The organism is Kitasatospora purpeofusca, assembly GCF_034043715.1.
Classification (GTDB): Bacteria; Actinomycetota; Actinomycetes; order Streptomycetales; family Streptomycetaceae; genus Kitasatospora; species Kitasatospora purpeofusca_A.
In genome coordinates this window covers 1-22,958 of sequence record NZ_JAXCLC010000052.1, presented here as the reverse complement: position 1 = coordinate 22,958, position 22,958 = coordinate 1, and the positions used below count along the sequence as shown (strand labels likewise).

Annotated in this window: 19 protein-coding genes and 2 pseudogenes; 5 read left to right on the top strand and 16 right to left on the bottom strand. The window is 72.9% G+C overall.

Annotation, left to right across the window (positions count from 1 at the left end):
• Positions 1–21: 21 nt before the first annotated feature.
• The 7 genes and pseudogenes from SM793_RS24605 to SM793_RS24575 form a co-directional block, all read right to left on the bottom strand.
• Positions 22–999, bottom strand: a complete 978-nt coding sequence (locus SM793_RS24605; RefSeq protein ID WP_320440462.1) for an NAD(P)H-quinone oxidoreductase — start codon at positions 997–999, stop codon at positions 22–24.
• 109 nt (positions 1,000–1,108) lie between these two features.
• Positions 1,109–2,104: an NAD-binding protein gene (locus tag SM793_RS24600; RefSeq protein ID WP_320440496.1), complete on the bottom strand. Its 996-nt coding sequence runs from the start codon at positions 2,102–2,104 to the stop codon at positions 1,109–1,111.
• 101 nt (positions 2,105–2,205) lie between these two features.
• Entirely contained in the window at positions 2,206–3,408 is a 1,203-nt protein-coding gene (locus SM793_RS24595; protein ID WP_320440495.1) for a molybdopterin molybdotransferase MoeA, read from the bottom strand.
• A 5-nt stretch (positions 3,409–3,413) separates the two neighbouring features.
• Positions 3,414–3,668: pseudogene (locus SM793_RS24590) on the bottom strand (DUF6457 domain-containing protein); the annotation flags it as partial.
• Positions 3,669–3,848: 180 nt separating this feature from the next.
• Positions 3,849–4,418, bottom strand: a pseudogene (locus SM793_RS24585) (molybdenum cofactor guanylyltransferase); the annotation flags it as partial.
• Between the two features lie 22 nt (positions 4,419–4,440).
• On the bottom strand, positions 4,441–5,442 hold the full coding sequence (locus SM793_RS24580) for an MBL fold metallo-hydrolase (protein WP_320440461.1): 1,002 nt from the start codon (positions 5,440–5,442) through the stop codon (positions 4,441–4,443).
• 234 nt (positions 5,443–5,676) lie between these two features.
• Entirely contained in the window at positions 5,677–6,438 is a 762-nt protein-coding gene (locus SM793_RS24575) for a polyprenol monophosphomannose synthase (RefSeq protein WP_030392455.1), read from the bottom strand.
• 321 nt (positions 6,439–6,759) lie between these two features.
• Here SM793_RS24575 and manA point away from each other — a divergent pair, with 321 nt between their 5' ends.
• The gene (gene manA / locus SM793_RS24570; protein ID WP_320440460.1) at positions 6,760–7,959 is read left to right on the top strand and encodes a mannose-6-phosphate isomerase, class I; all 1,200 of its coding nucleotides are present in this window, start codon (positions 6,760–6,762) and stop codon (positions 7,957–7,959) included.
• Between the two features lie 70 nt (positions 7,960–8,029).
• On the opposite strand, the gene SM793_RS24565 is transcribed toward manA, so the two are convergent.
• From SM793_RS24565 to dnaB, 4 genes are all read right to left on the bottom strand, one after another.
• A complete protein-coding gene (locus SM793_RS24565; RefSeq protein ID WP_320440459.1) occupies positions 8,030–9,439 on the bottom strand; it encodes an acyltransferase in 1,410 nt (469 codons plus the stop codon).
• 119 nt (positions 9,440–9,558) lie between these two features.
• Positions 9,559–10,629 (bottom strand): acyltransferase, encoded by a 1,071-nt coding sequence (locus tag SM793_RS24560; protein ID WP_320440458.1) that lies wholly within the window; start codon positions 10,627–10,629, stop codon positions 9,559–9,561.
• A 326-nt stretch (positions 10,630–10,955) separates the two neighbouring features.
• Positions 10,956–12,626, bottom strand: a complete 1,671-nt coding sequence (locus SM793_RS24555; RefSeq protein ID WP_320440457.1) for a PKD domain-containing protein — start codon at positions 12,624–12,626, stop codon at positions 10,956–10,958.
• A gap of 227 nt (positions 12,627–12,853) precedes the next feature.
• Positions 12,854–14,353 carry a replicative DNA helicase gene (gene dnaB, locus SM793_RS24550; protein WP_320440494.1) on the bottom strand — a complete coding sequence of 500 codons (1,500 nt, stop codon included), beginning with the start codon at positions 14,351–14,353 and terminating at the stop codon, positions 12,854–12,856.
• A 595-nt stretch (positions 14,354–14,948) separates the two neighbouring features.
• Between dnaB and SM793_RS24545 the strand changes: the two genes are divergently transcribed.
• Positions 14,949–16,274, top strand: coding sequence for an MATE family efflux transporter (locus SM793_RS24545; RefSeq protein WP_320440456.1), 1,326 nt, complete (start codon positions 14,949–14,951; stop codon positions 16,272–16,274).
• A gap of 131 nt (positions 16,275–16,405) precedes the next feature.
• On the opposite strand, the gene rplI is transcribed toward SM793_RS24545, so the two are convergent.
• From rplI to rpsF, 4 genes are all read right to left on the bottom strand, one after another.
• The gene (rplI, locus tag SM793_RS24540; protein ID WP_320440455.1) at positions 16,406–16,852 is read right to left on the bottom strand and encodes a 50S ribosomal protein L9; all 447 of its coding nucleotides are present in this window, start codon (positions 16,850–16,852) and stop codon (positions 16,406–16,408) included.
• A 17-nt stretch (positions 16,853–16,869) separates the two neighbouring features.
• Positions 16,870–17,106 (bottom strand): 30S ribosomal protein S18, encoded by a 237-nt coding sequence (rpsR, locus tag SM793_RS24535; RefSeq protein ID WP_030304537.1) that lies wholly within the window; start codon positions 17,104–17,106, stop codon positions 16,870–16,872.
• 77 nt (positions 17,107–17,183) lie between these two features.
• Positions 17,184–17,798 (bottom strand): single-stranded DNA-binding protein, encoded by a 615-nt coding sequence (locus SM793_RS24530; RefSeq protein WP_320440454.1) that lies wholly within the window; start codon positions 17,796–17,798, stop codon positions 17,184–17,186.
• A gap of 95 nt (positions 17,799–17,893) precedes the next feature.
• On the bottom strand, positions 17,894–18,184 hold the full coding sequence (rpsF, locus tag SM793_RS24525) for a 30S ribosomal protein S6 (protein ID WP_030304539.1): 291 nt from the start codon (positions 18,182–18,184) through the stop codon (positions 17,894–17,896).
• A 299-nt stretch (positions 18,185–18,483) separates the two neighbouring features.
• On the opposite strand from rpsF, the gene SM793_RS24520 reads away from it, so the two are divergent.
• From SM793_RS24520 to SM793_RS24510, 3 genes are all read left to right on the top strand, one after another.
• On the top strand, positions 18,484–18,783 hold the full coding sequence (locus SM793_RS24520) for a hypothetical protein (RefSeq protein WP_320440453.1): 300 nt from the start codon (positions 18,484–18,486) through the stop codon (positions 18,781–18,783).
• 214 nt (positions 18,784–18,997) lie between these two features.
• A complete protein-coding gene (locus SM793_RS24515; RefSeq protein WP_320440452.1) occupies positions 18,998–20,116 on the top strand; it encodes a lipid II:glycine glycyltransferase FemX in 1,119 nt (372 codons plus the stop codon).
• Positions 20,117–20,174: 58 nt separating this feature from the next.
• A complete protein-coding gene (locus SM793_RS24510) occupies positions 20,175–21,209 on the top strand; it encodes an alanine racemase (protein WP_320440451.1) in 1,035 nt (344 codons plus the stop codon).
• Between the two features lie 28 nt (positions 21,210–21,237).
• Here the strand turns inward: SM793_RS24510 and SM793_RS24505 are convergent, their stop codons facing one another.
• Positions 21,238–22,776, bottom strand: a complete 1,539-nt coding sequence (locus SM793_RS24505; protein WP_320440450.1) for a glycosyltransferase family 87 protein — start codon at positions 22,774–22,776, stop codon at positions 21,238–21,240.
• Positions 22,777–22,958 lie beyond the last annotated feature (182 nt).

The following is a 22,958-nucleotide window of genomic DNA, read 5'->3' as shown; positions in this document are numbered from 1 at the left end:
AGGGCCGCCGGACCCGCGACCTCAGGCCCGCAGCACCACCTTGCCGACCTGCGTCCCGGCCTCCAGCACCCGGTGTGCCTCGGCGGCCTCCGCCAGCGGCAGCACCCGGTCGACCACCGGCCGCACCACGCCCGACTCGACCAGCGGCCAGACGTGCTCGCGCACCGCCGCCACGATCGCCGCCTTCTCGGCCAGCGGCCGCCCGCGCAGATTGGTCGCGATCACCGCGGCGCGCTTGCGCAGCAGGGTGTTGAGGTCCAGCTCGCCCTTCACCCCGCCCTGCAGCCCGATGATCACCAGCCGCCCGTTCACCGCCAGCGCGTCCACGTTCCGCGACAGGTACTTGGCGCCCATGATGTCCAGGATCACGTCCGCCCCGGCGCCGCCGGTGGCCTCCCCGAGCACCTCGACGAAGTCCTGCTCGCGGTAGTCGATCAGCACGTCGGCGCCCAGTTCGGCGCAGCGGGCCAGCTTCTCGGGACCGCCCGCCGTCACGGCGACCCGGGCGCCGACCGCCTTGGCCAGCTGGATCGCCATCGTCCCGATGCCGCTCGCGCCGCCGTGCACCAGCACCGTCTCGCCCGGCCGCAGCCGCGCGGTGAGGAAGACGTTGGACCACACCGTGCAGACGACCTCCGGCAGCGCGGCGGCCTGCTCCGGGGTCAGCCCCTTCGGCACGGGCAGCAGCTGGCCGACCGGCACCGCGACCCGCTCCGCGTAGCCGCCGCCGACCAGCAGCGCGCACACCTCGTCGCCGACCGCCCAGCCGGCCACCCCGGGGCCCAGCGCGGCGATCCGGCCCGCGCACTCCAGGCCCGGGTAGCGCGAACTGCCCGGCGGCGGGTCGTAGAAGCCCTGCCGCTGGAGCAGGTCGGCGCGGTTGACGGCGGTGGCCGCCACCTCGACCAGGACCTCGCCCTCCCCGGGCACCGGGTCCGGCACCTCCGCCCAGCGCAGCGCCTCGGGCCCGCCGGGTTCAGGAATCGTCATCGCATGCATGGGCCCGACGCTACTGCGACCCGGCGGCCGGAGGGTCGTCCAACCCGCCCGCCGGGCGGCCGGGCGCGCCGGACGGGAGCCGCGGCCGGGCCGCGCCGGACGGGCAACCCTACGCCGGGGCGGCCGACTTGATGACGATCACCCGGTCCGTGAGCTGGAGGGTCTGCGCCTCCGGCTCGGTGTAGTTGATCACGCGTCGGCCCCGGACCACCGCGACGACCAGGTCCTCGCACTCGCGCGGGCTGTGCCCGGCCTCGGCCCGGGTGACCGGGCGCTCGACCACGTCCAGGCCGTCGCCGTAGGTGAGCAGGTCCTCCATCACCGCGCCGGCGTGCGGGCTGAGCATCGACATGCCGAGCAGCCGGCCCGCCGAACTGGAGCTGGTCACCACCACGTCGGCGCCGCTCTGCCGCAGCAGCGGGGCGTTCTCGTCCTCGCGCACCGCCGCCACGACGGTCGCCGTACGGGTGAGCTGCCGGGCGGTCAGGGTGATCAGGGCGGCGGTGTCGTCCCGCTCCGGCGCCACCACCACCCGGGCGGCGTGGGGGAGTCCGGCCCGCAGCAGGGTGTCGGTCCGGGTGGCGTCACCGAGCACGCCCACCAGTCCGTGCTGGGCGGCCTGGTCGACCGCCTTGCGCTGCGGGTCGACCACCACGATCTCCTCCTTGCGCACCCCTTGCAGGAGCAGGGTGTCGACCGCGCTGCGGCCCTTGGTGCCGTAGCCGATCACGACGGTGTGCTCGCGCACGGTGGACCTCCAGCGGTTCAACCGCCACTGCTGACGGGTGCGTTCGGTGAGCACCTCCAGGGTGGTGCCGACCAGGATGATCAGGAACAGCACCCGCAGCGGAGTGATCACGAAGATATTGGTGAGCCGGGCGGTGTCGCTGTACGGGGTGATGTCACCGTAGCCCGTGGTGGAGAGCGTCACCGTGGCGTAGTAGGCCGAGTCCAGCAGGCTCACCCCGCCCCCGGCGTTGTCGTTGTAGCCCTCGTGGTCCAGCCAGACGATCAGCGTGGTGGCCACCAGCACGGCCAGGGCCAGCAGCAGCCGGAAGCCCACCTGCCGGAGCGCCGGGGCGCTGCGCCGGGCGGGCAGGACGATCCCGGCGTCCGCCCAGGACTCCGCCTCGGCCGAGGCCCGGCCGGAGATGCGGCCGGAGATGCGGCCGGAGAAGCGGCCGAACCCCCGTCCTCCGCCCGCGCTCACGGTGCCTCCAGCAGTTCGACCACGGCGCCGGCCGCCGCACCGCCCGGCGGCACCACGGCGAGCGCCTCCGCCAGCGCGACCCCGCGCAGCATCGCCGGTCCGTCGTAGGGGAGTTGGACCACCCCGTGGGCGGTCCGCCGGACCGGCAGCAGCCGGGTGTCCACCGGATGTCCGGGCAGGGCGCCGACCGCGACGGCCCGGACCGGCTCGCCGTGGCCGCGCCCGGCCAGCGCGTGCAGCAGCGGCAGGGCGAGGGTGACAGCTCCCGCGACCGCGGCCAGTGGATTGCCCGGCAGTCCCACCAGGTGGCGCCCACCGGGCAGTTCGGCCAGCAGCATCGGATGGCCGGGGCGGACGGCGACCCCGTTCACCAGCAGTCGGGCGCCGGCCTCGGCGAGTGCGCGGTGCAGGAAGTCCACCGGACCGGCCGCCGTCCCTCCGGTGGTGACCACCACGTCGGCGGTGGAGTGCCGCAGCGCGTCCCTGAGCAGTCCGAAGTCGTCGCGGACGGCGCGTGGTTCGCCGGTCTGCGCGCCGGCCGCCCGCAGCCACGGCGGCAGCAGCGGGCCGAGCGCGTCCCGGACCAGGCCGGGCCGGGGCAGGCCGGAGCCGAGCAGTTCGTCCCCGAGCACCAGCAGGTCCACCACCGGGCGGCGGTGCACGGCCAGCCGGTCGTGGCCGCCCGCCGCGGCCAGGCCGAGCACGGCCGGACCGATCCCGGTCCCGGCCGGGAGCAGTTCCTCGCCGCGCCGGCACTCCTGGCCGCGCGGCCGGACGTCCTGGCCGGTGGTCAGCGCGCCGGGCACGCGCTCGCGCAGCAACGAGCCGTCCGGCTCCCCGTGTTCACGGCGGAGCACGGCGGTGGCGCCAGGGGGGAGCTGGGCACCGGTGGCGATCTCGACGGCGGCGCCGTCGGCCAGCGGGCCGTCCGCGGCGCGCCCGGCCAGCAGTCGGCCGGACACCCGCCAGGGACCGGGCCCGGCCACCGCCCAGCCGTCCATCGCCGAGGTGTCGAAGGCGGGCAGGTCGGTGAGCGCGGTCAGCGGCTCGGCGAGGGTGCGGCCGAGCGCCTCGGTCAGCGGGACGCTCGGGGGCGCGGACCCGGGCCGGCCGGCCCGGCGGGCGGTCTCCCGGGCCGCCGCCCAGCCCGTCGGGCCGGGCGGGGCCGGCGGCTGGTCGAGCACGGCGAGGTCCTCCACCGCGCTCACGGCCGCCCCTGGTCGGTGGCCGCGGCGGCCCAGCGCTCGGCGAGCGCGGCGGCCCGCCGGGACGCCTCGGCCACCGCCTCCGGCCCGCCGCCGCGCGACGCGGCGGCGTACCCGATCAGGAAGGTGGTCAGCGGGGCGGCGGGCCGGTCCACCCCGTGGGCGACCACCCGGGCCAGGTCGAGCAGACCCCGGACGTCGACGTCCAGGTCGATGTCCAGCTCGGTACAGGCCTCGGCGATCCAGTCATCCAGCGTGCGCTCCATGCGGACATGCTGCCTGATCGGCGGTTTCCCCGGGATGTTTGCCCGGTGAGCGCCGCGCGTCGTTTCCCGCACACCGGGGTGCGGACCGGGTGCGGACGGGCTGCGGAGCGGAGCGAGGACCGGGTGCGGGCCGGGGGCGGGCCGGGGCGAGGGCTCCTAACGGCCGTCGCGCTCCCGGGCCCGGGCGAGGTCCTCCCAGGTGTCGCAGTCGTAGGTGACGTCATCGGTGTCGGCCAGCCGCAGGGTGCGCAGGGAGCCGGTCAGACGGCGCAGCGGGAGGCCGGCGGGGTCGCCGGCGGCGGCCAGCGCGGTGCGCAGGGCGGCGGTGCGGTAGGCGGCGGCGAGCGGCTGGTCGCGGCCGGCGGCGTCGACCAGGACGGCCGCCTCGGTGTCCGGCCCGGCCCCGTCGAGGGCGCCGACCAGCCGGTGGACGGTCCGCTCGTCGAGGAACGGCAGATCGGCGGCGAGCAGCAGCACCAGTTCGGCGGTGACCTCGGTGAGCCCGGCCGCGACGGCGGCCACCGGTCCGCCACCGGGCGGGTGCTCGCGGGTCAGGCGGATCCCGGGGCGGGTGGTGGGGCGGGCCGGGCCGACCACCACGGTGGTCCCGGCGCCCGCGCAGGCGGCGAGCACCCGGTCCAGCAGGGTGGTCTCGCCGACGGTCAGGGCCGGCTTGTCCGCGCCGCCGAGGCGGCGGGCGGCTCCCCCGGCCGGGACGATCACGTCGTACGGCGTCATGCCGCCAGTATCCGCCGCCGTCTCAGTCGGCGGTCCGGTCGGGCGCCTCCCCGTCGTCCGTGCCTTCCGCGCCTTCCACGTCGCCCACCTCGTCCGCCTCCGCGTCCTCCGCGTCGGCGGCCGGAGCGGCTGCCGACGTCTCGGCGGCGGTGTCTGCGGCGGTGTTGGCAGCGGTGGTGGTGTCAGCGGCGGTGTTGGCGGCGGCGCTCAGCTCCAGCACGGCCGGCAGGGTCAGCTCCCCGTACCGCTCGTTCACGGCCGCGACCAGCGCCTCCGCGTCGTCCGGGTGCCCGGCCAGCAGCCGGTCGAAGTCCTGGAGGTACTCCGCGGTGAAGGCGAGCACCCGGGCCGCGTCGTCGCCCTGGTCGGGCGCGCGGTGTCCGGCGATCACCCGCTCCACGCCGAGTTCGGCGATCCGGCCGAGGTTGCGGATCCACTCGGCACGGCGTTCCGGCGTGGTGTCGGCGGTCCAGACGTGGGTGCCGTTGTAGACGAAGTCGCCGGCGATCACGGTGCGGATGCTGGGCACGTGCACCACGGTGGAGCCGTCGCAGTCACCCTGTCCGAGCAGCAGCACCGGGATCACCTGCCGGTCCAGCATCAGCGGCTGCGGGAGCAGCGGGGCCGGGACCAGCGGGTGGTCCGGGATGTCGTCCCCGAACACCGGCTTCCACTGGGCGACCTTCGCGGCGGCGGTGCGCAGGATGCCGTCCACCACCGGCGGCGCGGCCAGCAGCCGGGCGTCCGGGAAGAGCCGCAGTACCTCCTCGGCGCCGAAGTAGTGGTCCGGGTGGTGGTGGGTGACCACGATGGCGAGCAGCCGGCGGCCCTTGCCCGCGACCCACTCGGCCAGCTCGCGGCCGGCGCTGCGGGTGAGCTGGGCGTCGACCAGGATCGCCGTGTGCTCGCCGAGGATCAGCGTGGAGGTGGCGAAGAAAGCCGACTCGGGGCCGGTGAAGACGGCGACCTCCAGCGGCCGGACCGGCGCCTCGGCGGTGTTCTGATCGGACGGGGACGGCGTCACTGGTTGCTCCCTCTGCTTCGGCTGCCCCGGTCGCGGTCCGGCTCGGCGGTGGTGTTCGGCGGTGGTGTGCGGTGGTGGCGTGTAGTGGTGGTGCGTGGTGGTGGCGGGTACGGCGGCCCCCGGTACGGCCGGGCCTCGCGCCCTACAGCATGGGAGCAGCGCACGCCGAAAACGCGGAAGGCGCGCCCGGCGGGGCACGCCTTCCCGTTCACGTGTCCGGGTGGCCCGGCGGCGTCAGCGCTTCCCGCCGGTCAGCCGGGCGAAGCGGTCGGCGACACCCCAGGAGGTCACCCGCCAGAGCGCCTCGACCACGATGTTCCGGCTCATTTTGGACGCGCCCAGCTCCCGCTCGACGAAGGTGATCGGCACCTCGGCCACCTTGAAGCCGGCCTTCACGGTGCGCCAGGCCAGGTCGACCTGGAAGCAGTAGCCGGCCGAGGCGACCTCGTCCATGCCCAGGCCCAGCAGGGTCTCCTTGCGGAACGCCCGGTAGCCGCCGGTGACGTCCCGGATCGGCACGCCGAGCATCAGCCGCGAGTAGGTCGAGCCGGCCCGCGAGAGCAGCAGCCGGGACTTCGGCCAGTTCACCACCCGGCCGCCGGGCACCCAGCGCGAGCCGAGCACCAGGTCGGCGCCGCGCAGCGCGGTCAGCAGCCGCTCCAGCTCCTCGGGCCGGTGGGACCCGTCGGCGTCCATCTCGACGAGCACGTCGTAGCCCTCGTCGATGCCCCAGCGGAAGCCGGCCAGGTAGGCGGCGCCCAGGCCCTCCTTGCCCTTGCGGTGCAGCACGCGCACGTGGGAGTCCTCGGCCGCCAGCTTGTCGGCGAGCTCACCGGTGCCGTCCGGGCTGTTGTCGTCGGCGACGAGGATGTGCACCTCGGGGACGGCGGCGCGGACCCGGCCGACGATGCGCTCGACGTTCTCCACCTCGTTGTAGGTGGGGATGATCACCAGCACCCGGCCGAGATCAGCAAAACTCTGCTGGTTGACGGTCACGTACTAACCTCTCGGCCGGTGGCGGGAAGTGCCAGTCACCGTTGCCCGCACTCATCAGGACACACAGCCCCGGCCGGCACCCGCCGTCTGGGGGACACTGTGGAAAACACTGGGTCCTGGCATCCTACTACCGCGTTCCCGAACCGACCCGCCGCCCGAGGCACTCCCCACCGGCCTCCGGCGTTTCCCCTGCGGAGGCACCGGTCGGCTAGGGTCGATGCCCGGCCTTTGCCCGGATGCCCACCGTCGGCACCGCCCGCGGGGCGCCGCCCGGCGGCGAGGCCCGCCAGCCCACCGCAGCAAAGGAGCAGGACCGCGCCCATGGACAAGCTCGTCAACACCGTCCGCCCGTACGCCTGGGGATCCGTCACCGCGCTCCCCGAGCTGCTCGGGCAGGAGCCGACCGGCGAACCGCAGGCCGAGCTCTGGATGGGCGCCCACCCCGGCGACCCCTCCCGGGCCGACCGGGGCGAGGGGCCGCGCCGGCTGGACGAGCTGATCGCCGCGGATCCCGAGGGCGAGTTGGGGGCCGCCTCGGTGGCCCGGTTCGGGCCCACCCTGCCGTTCCTGCTCAAGGTCCTCACCCCGGGCATCCCGATCTCCATCCAGGCCCACCCCTCGCTCGACCAGGCCCGGGCCGGTTTCGCCGCCGAGAACGCCCTGGGGATTCCGCTGGACGCCCCGCACCGGAACTACCGGGACGCCAACCACAAGCCCGAACTCATCTGCGCCCTGGGCGACTTCGAAGGACTGTGCGGCTTCCGCCGGCCCGCCGACGCGGCCGCGCTGCTGGCCGGTCTCCATGTCCCCGCACTGGAGCCGGTGATCGCCGCGCTCCGGGCCGACGACGAGTCCGAGGCGCTCAGCGGCGCCCTGGCCGCCGCCCTCGGCCTGGACGGCCCGGCCGCCGGGGCCGTGGTCCGGGACACCGCCGAGGCGGTCGGCAAGGCCGCCGCCGAGGACCCGGCCGGCCCGTACGCGCCGTACGTCCGGATCGCCCGGGACTTCCCCGGCGACCGGGGGCTGATCGCCGGGCTGCTGCTCAACCACGTCCTGCTGCGCGCCGGAGAGGCGCTCTACCTGGGCGCCGGCGTCCCGCACGCGTATCTGCACGGCGTCTGCGTCGAGCTCCAGGCCAACTCGGACAACGTGCTGCGGGCCGGCCTCACCCCCAAGCACATCGACGTGCCCGAGCTGCTCAAGGTGGTCGAGTTCGCCGCCACCACGCCGGAGCCGCTGCTGCCGGTCCCGGTGGACGCGACGCCGGGCGAGGAGCTGTACCCCGTACCGATCGACGAGTTCCGGCTCTCCCGGTTCGCCCTCGACGGCCGGGAGCGGACGCTGCTCGGCGACGCGCCGCAGATCCTGCTCTGCACGGCGGGCACGGCCCGGCTGACCTCGGCCGACGGCGGCACGCTGGAGCTGGCCCGCGGCGAGTCCGCCTTCCTCCCGGCCACCGGCACCGCGATCCGGCTGACCGGCACCGGTGCCACCGTGTTCCGGGCCACCGTCACGCTCTGAACCGTCGGTCCGCCCCGTCCCCGGCGAAGCACCGGGGACGGCAGGCGGGAACGGCGGTCCGGAACGCGCGTCAGCCCGCGGCGGCACCCGCCTCGACGGGCACCCGGGCGGCCGCCGGCTCCGCCGGTGCCGGCACGGCGGCCGGGCGGGCGGATCCGTCCGGCGGCCCATCCGCGGGTCCGTCCGCAGGGCCACCGGGGAACCTCCGCTCCAGCGCCTTCAGCGCCTTGCGCCCCAGCTTCTGGAACGGCAGCTCCACCAGCCGGTACAGCAGGTAGGCGGCGGCCAGCGAGATCGCCAGGTACTCGACCGCCCAGAGCGTCTTGGCGCCGGCGGTCTCTGGCATCGGGTTCGCCAGGTGCGGGCGGATGGTGTGCAGCAGCGGCACGTGCAGCAGGTACAGCGAGAAGCTGACCGAGCCGAGCCAGGTCAGCGGCTTCGGGAACCGCTTCTTGCGCAGCAGCATCGCCGCCAGGAAGGTGGCCCAGGCGCCGGTGAAGGACAGCGACCAGGCGACCCAGCCCGAGTTCCAGGTGTTCAGCTCGACACCGTTGCGGTTGTACATCCAGCCGATCGCGACTCCGGAGACCACCACGAACCCGCAGCACAGCCAGGCCTGGGAGCGTTCGATCTGGCCGTGCTCGGCGCGGTACAGCACGGTGCCGGCGAACATCGTGGCGAAGATCAGCAGGGTCTCGAAGACGGGGGCGCGGCTGTTGAGGAACAGCAGTACCAGCGCGAGGCCGGCCACCAGCAGGCCGCCGATCCGGGCCAGCGCCGGGTTGCCGCTGAGCATGCAGAGGAAGCCCATCACCACGATCAGCACCGCCGCCAGCACCAGGTGCCGGGTGGCGTCCAGGGACTGGGCGAGCGTGGCGCTGGCGAGCGATCCGCCGAACACCAGGGCGATCGCGGCGAAGGTGACCGCGATGGTGCCGCTGCGCCGGTGCCAGCCGAGCGTGAACAGGCCGGTGACCAGGAAGTAGAAGACCATCTCGTAGGTGAGGGTCCAGGTCACGCCCATGCCGTTGACGACGTTCAGCATGTCCTGCAGCATCGTCGCGTTCGCGGCCAGCGAGATGAGGTTGTGGCCGGTGCGGAAGAGCGCCACCGACCCGTCGCCCTCGGGCAGCATCAGGATCGCCACCGCGAAGGCGGCGATCAGCGCCGGGTAGATCCGGAACAGCCGGCCCACCCAGAACGCCCGTACGTCGCCCCGGCGTTCCAGCGAGGCGGGGATGATGTAGCCGCTCACCAGGAAGAACAGCATCACGCCGTACAGTCCCAGGTCGAAGTGGTCCCAGACCGCCCCGCCGAAGGGCAGCAGTTCCAGGATCCCGAAGTGGTGCAGCGCCACGACCAGGGCCGCGATGCCGCGCAGGGCATCCAGCCAGCCGAGGCGGGAACCGGCGCCGGCGGCCGCCGCAGCGCGTTCGGCCTTCCCGGATCGCCCGGGGGCCCGCAGTCGTATGAGATTCACGGCAAGGACAGTAGCCCATCCGTTTAAAAATCATCGTTCCCGGAACACCGGTCAACGGCCCGGGGTCCGGGCGGCCGCACCCCCGCTCCGGAGCCCGGACGGAGCGACACACCGGCGGGTCAGGCCGACAAGGCGGTCGCGGGCTCCCGGGCCGGCTGCGGCGGCCCGGCCGCTCCGACGACGCCCTTCCGGGGCAGGCCGATGCTCTTGAGTTTCAGCGCGGGCTTCTCCACCAGGTACCAGGACAGGGCCGCGGCGACGAGGGCCAGGGCGACGGAGGCGCCGGTGTAGACGGCGTACCCGTGCTTCTGCACCTGCCAGAGGGCCAGGCCCTGCTGGATCGGGAACGCGTAGATGTAGACGCCGTAGGAGAGGTCGGCCTTGGCGCCGACCCTCGTCAGCGGGCCGGGCATGCAGCAGGCGAGCCAGATCAGCAGGTAGGCGAGGGCCGGCAGTCCGATCAGGTAGAACCCGCCGTACCGGGCGCTCCCCACCAGGAGGGCGAACGACAGCAGCGCCGCGACCCCGTTCATCGGCAGCTTCTTCTTGTACAGCTCGGCGACCGCGCCGAGACCGAACAGCAGGCCCAGCGGCACGAGCTTCTCCATGCCGATCGAACCGAGGAAGGGGAGTCGCCACTCCGGCAGCGACGTGTGGATGTAGATGGGCCCCCGCAGACCGGGACCGTCGATCGCCTGGTAGACCATGTAGCAGTACAGCGCGACGACCAGTGCGGGCACGGCCCAACGCGCCCGGCGGAGGATGCCCAGGGCGGCGAGGGACGCGACCGCCAGGTAGCAGACGACCTCGTAGGCGAGCGACCAGAGCGAACCGTTGAATCCCTGGTCGGCGTTGTGCGTCAGCAGTCCGGAGATCCCCGGCTGAGCGGTACCTATCGACCAGTTCGCCAGGACGTACTGCCAGGGGCCCTGGGGGTGCGACCAGAAGCCGTCCAGCAGGTGTTCCCGACGGGCCACGAGCGGCGCGATGACGAAGGCCGTGACCAGCAGGCAGACCCACAGGCCCGGCAGGATCCGGATGGCCCTGTTCCACACGAAGCGTGCCGTGCTGAGCCGGACGCCGCTGCCCGTGATCAGGAAACCGGAGAGCACGAAGAAGCCGGCCACCGCCAGACCTCCCAGCTCCACCTGCCCGCGCGACCAGATCGCCCCGATGCTTCCCCGGCGCACGCGAGCGGCATGGCGTGGGCGAAGATCACCGAGAGCGCGAGCAGGAGCCGCAGCAGACCGAACCCGTTCTTCCGGCCCAGCGCTTCCGACAGTGGCCGGCTGCCGAACGCAGTGGATCGGAGACGCGATATTCGGGACATGTGGGGGCATTCCTACGGAGTGGTGGGCGACAACGGGAGCGGAGTCACGGCGAGGACAGTAGCCCATCCGCGGAACCCGTCCTCCCCGGGCCCACCCGGTCCGGTCCGGCGGGGGGGGAATACGCGGGGAAGTGCCCGGGAGCGGCCTCGCGAGGCCGCTCCCGGGGTGCGGTCGTCTGCCGGGGGTCAGCGGTTCATGTAGAAGCCGAACAGGTCGACGACCAGATCGGTGTCGCCGCCGCTGGCGTTCCAGAAGTCGATGATCCCGTTGGCGCCGGGGTCCGCCTGGACCAGGTTCGGCACCGTGTCGCCGGCCTTCCAGTTCAGCGTGGAGGCGTTCGGCTTGGTGGGCCAGACATAGGTGCCGTCCCGGTACCGGTCGATGCTGTTCGGGTCCGGGAAGACCGTCAGGTGGCCGTCGGTCCGGGTGTTGGTCACCGTGCTGTTGAGCACGAAACCGGTGAACTCCGGGGCCTCCAAGCCCAGACCCATGTAGAGGTAGCCCTGGCTGGAGACCGAACCGCCCGCCACGTTCCGGGTGTCCGCGAGGCGCGCCGGGGAGCTCGGGACGTACGCGCTCCCGCCGTCCCCGTAGTACCCGACGACGTCCACGATCACGTCCGAGGCGCCCTGGGCGCCGTTGAGCACCTGGATTCGGCCGGACGCGTCCACCGGCACGATCACCGAGTTGGCGATGGTCTGCCCGCGGCGGAAGTTGAGGTTGGACACGCTCGGCGCCTGGCGGTCGCCGGGGTAGACGGTCAGGTGGCCGTCGCTCTGCGGGTCGGTCACCGTGACGTTGAGCGCCACCGCGCGGACCCCGGAAGGAATGTCCGCCCGGCCCGCCGTCTGGACCGGGAACGAGGTCCATCCGGGCACCTGGCCGCGGTTCGCGCCCAGCCCCTCGCGGGTGTCGACCAGCCGGGTGGGGCCGACCGCGGTGTAGCCGGCGGCCTCCGAGCTGGTGAAGTAGCCCGCGATGTCGGCGAGCAGGTCGACGGCCGCGCCGCCGCGGTTGTAGAGGTTGACGTAGCCGTCGGCGCCGACCGGGACGATCGCCAGGTTGGGGACGGTCTGGCCCGGGGTGTAGTTGACGTTCGAGGTCTCCGGACGGGTCTCGTCACCGGGGTAGGCGATGATGTGGCCCGCGCCGCCGGTCGGGTCGACGACGGTGAGGTTGAGCGCCACCGCGGTCACCCCCGCCGGGATCCCGGCGTTGCCGGCGACCCTCACCCGGGTCTCGGCCCAGGGCTGGACCCGGCCCGCCGGGGCGCCGGTGCCGTCGCGGGTGTCGAGCAGCCGGGTCGGACCGTAGGGGGTGAACTCCGTGCCGGCGGTGGCCATGGTGACGCCGTTGGTCGTGGCCTCGCCGTTGCCGTCCGAGACCGTGACCGTGACCGTGTACTGGCCGAGGCTGGCGTAGACGTGGTCGTGCGCGCTCACACCGGTGCCGACCCCGTTGAAGCGGTCCGAGGTGCCGTCGCCCCAGTCGACCACCAGGTCGAGTGGCGCGGTGTCGCTGTTGATCAAGGTGACCGCCTGAACGCCGTAGGCGCTGGTGCCGAAGACGGACACGTCCACGGCCAGGCTGTCGTTGGCCGTCGCGGCGGCGGCGCCCTGGGCCTTGGCAGCCTTGCTCTGCTGCCGCACCGAGGCCTCGGCGGGGCTACGGACAGTGCCGAAGGCGGCGGAGGCGATGTCGTCGAGCGACTTGGCCGGCTTGGCCGGCACGGCGCCCGCGGCCGGGCGGGCCGGGGCCCCTTCGGTACCGGTTCCGGCGGCGACGGCCAGGCCGGGACCGACGGCCAGGCTCGTCACCACGGCGGCGGCGACGATGATGTGACGGTGACTGAGCACCGTACCCCCCAAGGGTGTTGTCGAACGAAGCACCGAACAGGTGCTCGCGCAGGCTACTGAAGGACCGCGTACGGAGCAACGGTTTTCCGACGGTCCTGAACCCTGGGCGGGGGCGTACCGGACAGAACGGTCCGGACCGGTCGCGGGACCGCCCACGAAACGGTCCCGCGGTCACTCACAGTCACTCGCGGGCCGGTCGTCGGCGTCGGCCGCGGGCCGGTCGCGGGTCAGTCGCGGGTCATGTCGACGAAGCGCGAGTAGTGGCCCTGGAAGGCCACGGTGATGGTGGCGGTCGGGCCGTTACGGTGCTTGGCGACGATGAGGTCGGCCTCGCCCGCGCGGGGGGACTCCTTCTCGTAGGCGTCCTCGCGGTGCAGCAGGATGACCATGTCCGCGTCCTGCTCGATCGAGCCGGACTCACGCAGGTCGGAGACCATCGGCCGCTTGTCGGTGCGCTGTTCGGGACCACGGTTCAGCTGGGACAGCGCGATCACCGGCACCTCCAGCTCCTTGGCCAGCAGCTTCAGGTTCCGCGACATGTCGGAGACCTCCTGCTGGCGGTTCTCGGCCCGGCGGGAACCGCCGGACTGCATCAGCTGGAGGTAGTCGATGACGACCAGCTTGATGTCGTTGCGCTGCTTGAGCCGGCGGCACTTGGCGCGGATCTCCATCATCGACAGGTTCGGCGAGTCGTCGATGAACAGCGGTGCCTCACTGACGTCCGGCATCCGGCGGGCGACCCGGGTCCAGTCGTCGTCCGTCATGGAGCCGGATCGCATGTGGTGCAGCGCGACCCGCGCCTCGGCGGAGAGCAGGCGCATGGCGATCTCGTTGCGACCCATTTCGAGCGAGAAGATCACGCTCGGCAGCTTGTGCTGGATCGAGCAGGCCCGGGCGAAGTCCAGCGCCAGGGTGGACTTGCCCATCGCGGGACGGGCCGCGATGACGATCATCTGGCCGGGGTGGAGCCCGTTGGTGAGCGCGTCGAAGTCGGCGAAGCCGGTCGGGACGCCGGACATCTGGCCGTTCCGGGAGCCGATCGACTCGATCTCGTCGAGGGCGCCCTCCATGATGTCGGCGAGCGGGGCGTAGTCCTCGTTGGTGCGCTGCTCGGTGACGGCGTAGATCTCCGCCTGGGCCGCGTTGACGATCTCGTCGACGTCGCCCTCGGCGGCGTAGCCCATGCCCGCGATCCGGGTGCCCGCCTCGACCAGCCGGCGCAGCACCGCCCGCTCGTGCACGATCTGGGCGTAGTACTCGGCGTTGGCGGCGGTCGGGACGGAGTTGACCAGGGTGTGCAGGTAGCCGGGGCCGCCGACCCGCTGGAGCTCGCCGCGCTTGGTCAGCTCACCGGCCACGGTGATGGGGTCGGCCGGCTCGCCGCGCGCGTAGAGGTCGAGGATCGCGCCGTGCACCAGCTCGTGCGCGGGGCGGTAGTAGTCGGCGGGCTTGAGCACCTCGACCACGTCGGCGATGGCGTCCTTGGACAGCAGCATGCCGCCGAGGACGGACTGCTCGGCCGCGAGGTCCTGCGGGGGGACCCGCTCGAAGCCGTCCAGGCCGCCGTCCCCGGAGCGCTCGTCGTCGCCGCCCTGGCGCCGCTTGCCGTCCCGCTGGAAGCCGCCCGATCCGCCGGAGCCGCCCTTGCCGCCCTTCTGGAAGCCGCCGCCCTGGCTCTGTCCCTGGCCCTGGCCCTGGCCGTTGGCGCGGGCGCGCGAGACCGGCAGCCGGTCGCCGGGACCGTCCGGGAAGGGGGCGTCGGCGAAGGCGCCGACCGGGAAGGGGTCGTCGGCACCCTGCCAGTCGTCCTCCGGCGGGGGCGGGGCGTCGTGGTCGTCGTACTGGGGGCCGGTCACGCGTGTTCCCCGATCAGCGAGTGGTGCGAGTTGGAGCGGGCCTTGCCGGTGGCGGCCGGGAGGGAGCGGAACCCGACTCCCGCCATCGCATTTCTACGCCACCGCACCGACAAATCGGACGCCGGGGCGGGTAGGAGTGTCGGCCGGAGAGCCCACGCTAAGGCGCCGGGAGCCTTTCGGCCAAGGCGGTTATCCACAGGGGGTGTGGACGAGTGCCCGATGGCTGTGGAGAAGTACCGCAAACCTGTGGACGCCCCTGTGGAAAGCCCTGTGGATAACCAGACCATCGATCCACCGTCAACTCGCTGACCTGCGATTCCCCCCTCCAGGGCCTGTGCATGAGAAATTCTTCACACACAGTCGGGTGGCGGTGGACACAGACGCGGACGGCCCAGTCGCCCAGGCGTGCGAGTAAGTTGCCAATCCCCCTGGCGCCACTTACCTGTGGATGGGTAGCCTGGACCCCATGACCCTCACCGCCGACCGCCGCCGCCAGGACCGGGAGATCCTCGCCCTCGCCGTCCCCGCCTTCGGCGCCCTGGTCGCCGAGCCGCTCTTCCTGATGGCCGACTCCGCCATCGTGGGCCACCTCGGCACGGCCCAGCTGGCCGGTGTCGGCGTCGCCTCGGCCGCCCTCACCACCGCGACCGGGGTGTTCGTCTTCCTCGCCTACGCCACCACCGCCTCGGTCGCCCGCCGGATCGGCGCCGGGGACCGCCGGGCCGCGATCCGGCAGGGCATCGACGGCATCTGGCTGGCACTGGGGCTCTCCGCCGCCGTGGTCGCGCTGATCCTGCTGCTCGCCCCCAGGGTGGCCGACGCCCTCGGCGCCTCGGCGACCGCCGCCCCGTACGCGGTGACCTATCTGCGGATCAGCGCGCTCGGCGTCCCGGCCGTCCTCATGGTGATGGCCGCCACCGGCGTACTGCGCGGCCTCCAGGACACCCGGACGCCGCTGTACGTGGCCGTCGCCGGGTTCGCCGCCAACCTCGGGCTGAACGCCGGCCTGGTCTACGGCGCCGGGCTCGGGGTGGCCGGCTCGGCCTGGGGCACGGTGGTCGCCCAGACCGGCATGGCCGCCGCCTATGTGTTCGTGGTGGTGCGCGGGGCGCGCCGGGAGCGGGCCCCGCTCCGGCCGGACGCCGCCGGGATACGCGCGAGCGCCAGGGCCGGCGGGCCGCTGATGGTCCGCACCCTGAGCCTGCGCGCGATCCTGATGATCGCCACCGCGGTGGCCGCCGGGCTCGGTGACGACCGGATCGCCGCCCACCAGATCGCGATGACGGTGCTCCTGTTCATCGCCTTCGCCCTGGACTCCATCGCGATAGCCGGCCAGGCCATCATCGGCCGCTACCTGGGTGCCTCGGACGTCCCGGGCGCCCGGGCGGCCACCCGGCGGATGATCGAGTGGGGCATCGGCGCCGGGGCGGTGCTGGGTGTGCTGATCGTGGTCGCCCGGCCGCTCTACGTCCCGCTGTTCACCCCGGACCCCGCGGTGCAGCAGGAGCTGAACACCGTCCTGCTGCTGCTCGCGCTCTGCCAGCCGGTCTCCGGGCTGGTCTACGTCCTGGACGGGGTGCTGATGGGCGCGGGGGACGGCAGGTTCCTGGCCTGGGCGATGCTCGCCACGCTCGTCGTGTTCGCCCCGGCCGCGCTCGCGGTGCCGGCCAGCGGCACCGGGCTGGCCGGGCTCTGGTGGGCGCTCAACCTCTTCATGCTGGTCCGCGCCGGCTTCCTGGCCAAGCGGGCCCGGGGCGGCAAGTGGCTGGTCACCGGCGCCGTCCGGAGCTGAGCCCCCGGCTCCCCGCAGGGCCGGGGGCCCGGCGCCGCACCGGGCCGGGCCCGCCCCCGGGAACGACCGAGGGCCGGCCTCCCCCGAGGGGAAGACCGGCCCTGCGGCCACTGCTACGGCGTTGTCGCTGATCAGGCGGCGACGACGGCGATGTCCAGGTTGGCCTGGACGTCCGAGTGCAGCTTGACCGAGACCTTGTGGGTGCCCACGGTCTTGATCGGCGAGCCGATCGCGATGGCGCGCTTGTCGACCGCCGGGCCGCCGGCGGCCTTGATGGCCTCGACGACGTCGGCCTGGGTCACCGAGCCGAACAGACGGCCGGCCTCGCCCGAGCGGACGGCCAGCTTGACCTGGACGCCCTCGAGCTTGCCCTTGACCTCGTTGGCGGCCTCGAGGGTCTGGATCTGGTGGATCTTGCGGGCGCGACGGATGGCGTCGACGTCCTTCTGACCACCCTTGGTCCAGCGGATGGCGTAGCCACGCGGGACCAGGTAGTTGCGGGCGTAGCCGTCCTTGACCTCGACGACCTCGCCGGCGGAGCCGAGACCCGGCACCTCGTGAGTGAGGATGATCTTCATTATTCGGTCACCCTCTCTTAGCGCGCGGTGCTGGTGTAGGGCAGCAGCGCCATCTCACGGCTGTTCTTCACGGCCGTGGCGACGTCACGCTGGTGCTGGGTGCAGTTGCCGGTGACCCGGCGGGCACGGATCTTGCCACGGTCGGAGATGAACTTCCGCAGCAGGTTCGTGTCCTTGTAGTCAACGTAGTTGACCTTGTCCTTGCAGAAGACGCAAACCTTCTTCTTCGGCTTGCGAGCAGGCGGCTTCGCCATTGTGTGCTCCATTGGGTTCACGACCGGGCCGGCGTCTCACGACGCCGGCACCCTGGCCGCACGAAATCTGTCAGCTCTTAGAACGGGGGCTCTTCCGAGAAGCCGCCACCGGACGGAGCGCCCCAGCTGCCGCCGCTCTGGTTTCCACCAGAGGGAGTGCCGGACGCCCACGGGTCGTCGGCGGGGCCGGACTGGCCGCCGGAGTTTCCACCCCAGCTGCCACCCTGCTGGCCGCCACCGCCGCCCCAGTTGCCGCCGGACTGGCCGCCGCCCTGGGGGCCGCCGCCGAAGCCGCTGCCACCGGGAGCGCCGCCGGGGCCACCGGACCGGTTGGCCCGGGTGACCTTCGCGGTCGCCGAGCGCAGGCTCGGACCGACCTCGTCGACCTCGACCTCGAAGACCGTCCGCTTCTCGCCTTCCTTGGTCTCGTAAGACCGCTGGCGCAGTCGGCCCTGCACGATGACGCGCATGCCGCGCTGCAGCGACTCGGCCACGTTCTCCGCCGGCTGCCGCCAGACGTTGCACGTGAGGAAGAGGCTCTCGCCGTCCTTCCACTCGTTCGTCTGACGGTCGAAGGTGCGGGGGGTGGACGCGATGCGGAACTTCGCGACCGCCGCACCCGACGGGGTGAAGCGCAGCTCGGGGTCGTCGACGAGATTGCCGACGAGGGTGATGACGGTCTCGCCTGCCATGTGGTGATGACCTCTCGGGAAGATGTCCGTTCACCGCTGTTTCACGTGAAACAGCGGACGCGAGCTACCCGAGACCCGAAGGCCTCAGAGGTGGCTCAGTGGGTGTCCGGGCGCAGGACCTTGGTCCGCAGAACCGACTCGCTCAGGCCCATCTGGCGGTCGAGCTCCTTGACGACCTCAGGCGTGGCCTGGAGGTCGATGACCGAGTAGATGCCCTCGGACTGCTTGTTGATCTCGTAGGCCAGACGGCGGCGACCCCAGGTGTCGACCTTCTCGACCTTGCCGCCCGCGTTGCGGACGACAGCCAGGAAGCTCTCGATCAGGGGGGAAACGGCGCGCTCCTCGACCGAGGGGTCGAGGATGACCATCACCTCGTAGTGACGCATGAGTAACCCACCTCCTTTGGACTCAACGGCCACGGTCTCTCCGTGGCAGGAGGGTTGTGCAGCGTCGACACCGGTGCAGTGACGACTTCGGCCACCGTAGCGGCCGGGTCGGACAGCCCGTCCCCGTTCACCCGGAAGAGGGCAGCGGAGGGCACAGCTACACCAGTGCAGACGGCCCACCCTACCCGCACCCGGACGGACGAACAAAACGCATAGGGGTTGTGAGACCGACCCAACCGCCGCAATCTGGACGGAACGGGTTTCCTGCTCGTTCGTCTCCACGCCAGGAGGTGGGACTCATGGCCCAGACCGTCCACCGCATGCCGGCCCTCACCCTGAACACCGACGGCCACCCGCACCCGCGCGAGAACTCCCTGGTCGGCCTCACCGCCGTGCTGGGCGCGATCGCCTTCATCACCTCGTTCTTCCACAACCTCCATCTGCTGACCTCGTGGACCGGCCTGTTCGGGATCATCACCGGCCTGGTGGGGATGTACATCTCCGTCACCACGGCCGAACGCTTCGTCCTGATGGTCACGCTCGGCGCCTCGGCCATCGGCTTCTACCTCGGTATCGCCCGCGGCGGCCTGTGGGGCTAGGGCCCACCCCGCGAGGAACCCCCGGCGCCCCTGCGGCGTATCTGTCTTCGACGGACCGGTACGCCGCGGGGGCGTCGCCGTGCCCGCAGCAGCCGGGATCCACCGCGGACAGGACCCGCGGCCGACGGGACCCACAGCCGACGGAAGCCCGGACGATAGGGTCAGCCCGAGAACACGGGGCCCACCGCAGCCCGACCGACGAGGAGCACCGAGCATGAGCCTGCGCCTGAGGACGATCACCCGCGAGGAGCACCTCGCCTTCATCAGGAGCCGCGCCTCGGCCAGCCACATGCAGGTGCCGTCCTGGGGCGATGTGAAGGCCGAGTGGCGCACCGAGTCGATCGGCTGGTTCGACCAGAACAACCAGCTCGTCGGCGCCGGCCTGGTGCTGTACCGCCAGCTGCCCAAGGTCAAGCGCTACCTCGCCTACCTGCCCGAGGGCCCGGTGATCGACTGGTTCGACCGGGACCTCGACCGCTGGCTGCAGCCGATGCTCGCCCACCTGAAGTCCCAGGGCGCCTTCTCGGTGAAGATGGGCCCGCCGGTGGTCATCCGCCGCTGGAACGCCCCGACCATCAAGGAGGCCATCGCCGGCAAGACGGCGAAGCGCCTGCGCGACATCGAGGCCGACTGGTACGAGCCGCGCGCCTTCGAGGTCGCCGACCGGCTGCGCAAGGCCGGCTGGCTCCAGGGCGAGGACGGCGGCGCCGGCTTCGGCGACGTCCAGCCGCGCTACGTCTTCCAGGTGCCGCTGGCCAACCGCTCGCTGGACGACATCCAGAAGGGCTTCAACCAGCTCTGGCGCCGCAACATCAAGAAGGCCGAGAAGAGCGGCGTCGAGGTGGTCCAGGGCGGCTACGACGAGCTGCCGATCTTCCACCAGCTCTACCTGGTGACCGCCGAGCGCGACAAGTTCACCCCGCGCCCGCTGTCGTACTTCCAGCGCATGTGGAACGCCCTCACCGCCGAGGACCCGAACCGGATGCGGCTGTACATCGCCTACCACGAGGGCGAGCCGCTGGCGGCGACCACGATGCTGGTCGTCGGCGAGCACGTCTGGTACTCCTACGGCGCCTCGGCCAACCACAAGCGCGAGGTCAAGCCGTCCAACGCGATCCAGTGGCGGATGATGCGCGACTCCTACGCGCTGGGCGGCGGCGTGTACGACCTCCGCGGCATCTCCGACACCCTGGACGAGAACGACCACCTGTTCGGCCTGATCCAGTTCAAGGTCGGCACCGGCGGCCAGGCCGCCGAGTACCTCGGCGAGTGGGACTTCCCGCTCAACAAGCTGCTGCACAAGGCCCTCGACCTCTACATGTCGCGCCGCTGAGCAGCACCCCGCCGAGCCCCCGGGCCGCCGTGCCCAACACCCCCTGGGAGATGACCCGATGACGCTGTCGCTCTATCTCGACACCGAACGCTGGCGTACCCACCAGCGATCCGTCCTGGCCGAGTTCCCCGGCCTGGTGCCGGTGGCGAAGGGCAACGGCTACGGACTGGGCAACCACCGCCTGGCCGAGGAGGCGACCCTCCTCGGCACCGGCGTGCTGGCCGTCGGCACCGCCTACGAGGCCGCCGACGCGGCCGACTGGTACGGCGGCGAGCTGCTGGTGCTCACCCCCTACCGGGTGGGCGAGGAGGCGCTCCCACTGCCGCACGCCCGGGTGATCCGGACGGTGGCGAACCTGGACGCCCTGCGGGCGCTGCGCGGCGCCCGGGTCGTGCTGGAGTGCATGACCACCATGCGCCGGCACGGCGTCTCGGCGGCCGACCTCACGGCGGTCGCCGCCGAGCTGGACGGGGTCGCCTTCGAGGGCCTGGCGCTGCACCTGCCGATGGACCGGCCGGACGGCTCCAGCCCCGTCGACGAGGTCGCGTACTGGGTGGAGACCGCCCGGGCCGCCGGGCTCCCGGTGCACACCGTCTTCGTCAGCCACCTCGGCGCGGCGGGCATGGAGCAGCTGACCCAGCGCTTCCCCGGCACCGTCTTCCGGGCCCGGATCGGCACCCGGCTCTGGCTGGGCGACCACGGCGCGCTGGAGGTCAGGGCCACGGTGCTGGACGTGACCCCGGTCAAGAAGGGCGACCGCTACGGCTACCGCCAGCACCCGGCACCGGCCGACGGCCACCTGCTGGTGGTCGCCGGCGGCACCGCGCACGGCATCGGCCTGGAGGCGCCCAAGTACGTCCAGGGCATGTCCTCGCGGGCCAAGGGCATCGCCCGGGCCGGTCTGGCCACCGTCAACAAGACCAAGTCGCCGTACCACTGGGCGGGCAAGCAGCTCTGGTTCGCCGAGCCGCCGCACATGCAGGTGTCGCTGCTCCTCCTGGACGGCGAGAGCGGGCCGCCGGCGATCGGCGACGAGCTGGGCCTCCAGGTCCGGCACACCACCACGCACTTCGACCGCGTGGTCGACCGATAGGGAGCGGCCCCCGCGGGGGCCGCTCCGGTCAGACCCTCTCGGCCGGTTCCGCGGCGGGCGGCTCCTCCAGCCACGCCTCGGGGCCGGCCGGCGCGTACCCGGCGTAGCTCTCCTCCTCGCGCAGCCGGCGGGCGCTGCCGAGCACGAACACGTCCGGGGCCCCGTCGAGCACCCCGCCGGACGGGTCGTCACTGCCGTCCCAGCGGACCGGGTCGCGGTCCGGCAGCAGGATGTCCCGGATCACCAGGCCCACCAGGTAGAGCGTGCCGAGCAGGTGCAGCACGATCGCGAAGTGGTACCAGGACTCGCCGATCCCGTGCTGCTTGGCGCCGGTGACGAAGCCCAGGTGGGACCAGATGCCCAGGGTGTAGAGCACCTCGCAGGCCTGCCAGACCAGGATGTCCCGCCAGCGCGGCCGGGCCAGCACGGCCAGCGGCAGCAGCCAGAGCACGTACTGCGGCGAGTACACCTTGTTGAGGAGCACGAACGCGGCCACCACCAGGAAGGCCAGCTGGACCACCCTCGGCCGGCGGGGCGCCGCGAACCCGAGCCACGCTATCCCCGCGCAGCTCAGCACCATCAGGACGGCGATGAAGGTGTCGAGGTTCGCCAGTCCGACGCCGCGGTTCTGCATCAGGATCAGCCACAGCGAGCCGTAGTCCTCGGTGCGGTGCTTGCTGAAGACGTAGAAGGTCGACCAGCCCTGCCGGTTCGCCATCATGATCGGCAGGTTGACCAGCAGCCAGGCGCCGGCCGCGCCGCCGAGCAGTGCCCGTAGGTCGCGCCCGCGCCCGGCCCGCCAGCAGAGCACCACCAGGGGGCCGAGCAGCAGCAGCGGGTAGAGCTTGGCCGCGGTGGCGAGTCCGATGAACACGCCGGCCCAGAGCGGTCGCGAACCGGACCACCAGGCGAGCGCGACGGCGGCCAGCGCGACCGCCAGCAGGTCCCAGTTGACGGTGGCGTTGAGTAGCAGCACCGGCGCCAGGGCGAACATCAGGGCGTCCCAGGGGCGGCGCCGGTGGGTGCGGGAGAGCGCGACCACGGCGACCACGGCGCAGGCCATCAGCAGGCCCGCGTTGATGGTCCAGAACCAGCGCTCCTGGTCCTGGAGGGCGCCGCCGCCGGGCGTCAGCCAGGCCGAGACCTGCATGAACAGGCCGGTCAGCACCGGGTACTCCAGGAACTGCAGATCCCCGGAGGTGCCCGGGATCCGGTCCACGTAGGGGTGCAGTCCGGCCGCGAAGCCGCGTCCGGAGAACAGGTGCGGGATGTCGCTGTAGCAGGCGTGCACGTACTGCGGCGAGCCGGGCTGGAACCAGGCGGCGTTGTAGCAGGGCAGTTTCTGCGCCATGCCCAGCACCGAGACCACGATCACCACCAGCGCCAGGAAGCGGGCCGGGATCCACCAGGAGACGCCGAGCAGGGCGCGCCGCCCGGGCGGGCCGCCGATCACCTCGCTGCCGGCGGCCGCGACCGGGTCCTCGTCCGCCGGCACCACCACGGTGTTGGCCTGTGGACCGGCCGCCGGCGCGGCCCGGACCTCTTCCTCACGAGTGCTGGACGTCATGGCGGACATCCTGCCGCACCCCGCCCGCGCGTACGAGGAGGACCCTGCCCCTTTTCCCGGGACCGCGGCGGCCGGCGCGGCCCCGGGCGGCCGCCCGGGGCACGGGGACCGGCACGAATCGCTCCCAATACGGCGAAACGGCGGTGGGGGGGGGGCGGGGGCCCCCCCCCCCCCGGCACCGG

Bases quoted from the DNA above. Each gene is read 5' to 3' on its own strand.
- SM793_RS24520 (WP_320440453.1), top strand. From the start codon at position 18,484: ATGGCCCAGACCGTCCACCGCATGCCGGCCCTCACCCTGAACACCGAC.
- SM793_RS24545 (WP_320440456.1), top strand. From the start codon at position 14,949: ATGACCCTCACCGCCGACCGCCGCCGCCAGGACCGGGAGATCCTCGCC.
- manA (WP_320440460.1), top strand. From the start codon at position 6,760: ATGGACAAGCTCGTCAACACCGTCCGCCCGTACGCCTGGGGATCCGTC.
- SM793_RS24515 (WP_320440452.1), top strand. From the start codon at position 18,998: ATGAGCCTGCGCCTGAGGACGATCACCCGCGAGGAGCACCTCGCCTTC.
- rpsR (WP_030304537.1), bottom strand. From the start codon at position 17,106: ATGGCGAAGCCGCCTGCTCGCAAGCCGAAGAAGAAGGTTTGCGTCTTC.
- SM793_RS24510 (WP_320440451.1), top strand. From the start codon at position 20,175: ATGACGCTGTCGCTCTATCTCGACACCGAACGCTGGCGTACCCACCAG.
- SM793_RS24605 (WP_320440462.1), bottom strand. From the start codon at position 999: ATGCATGCGATGACGATTCCTGAACCCGGCGGGCCCGAGGCGCTGCGC.
- SM793_RS24530 (WP_320440454.1), bottom strand. From the start codon at position 17,798: ATGGCAGGCGAGACCGTCATCACCCTCGTCGGCAATCTCGTCGACGAC.
- rplI (WP_320440455.1), bottom strand. From the start codon at position 16,852: ATGAAGATCATCCTCACTCACGAGGTGCCGGGTCTCGGCTCCGCCGGC.
- SM793_RS24505 (WP_320440450.1), bottom strand. From the start codon at position 22,776: ATGACGTCCAGCACTCGTGAGGAAGAGGTCCGGGCCGCGCCGGCGGCC.
- rpsF (WP_030304539.1), bottom strand. From the start codon at position 18,184: ATGCGTCACTACGAGGTGATGGTCATCCTCGACCCCTCGGTCGAGGAG.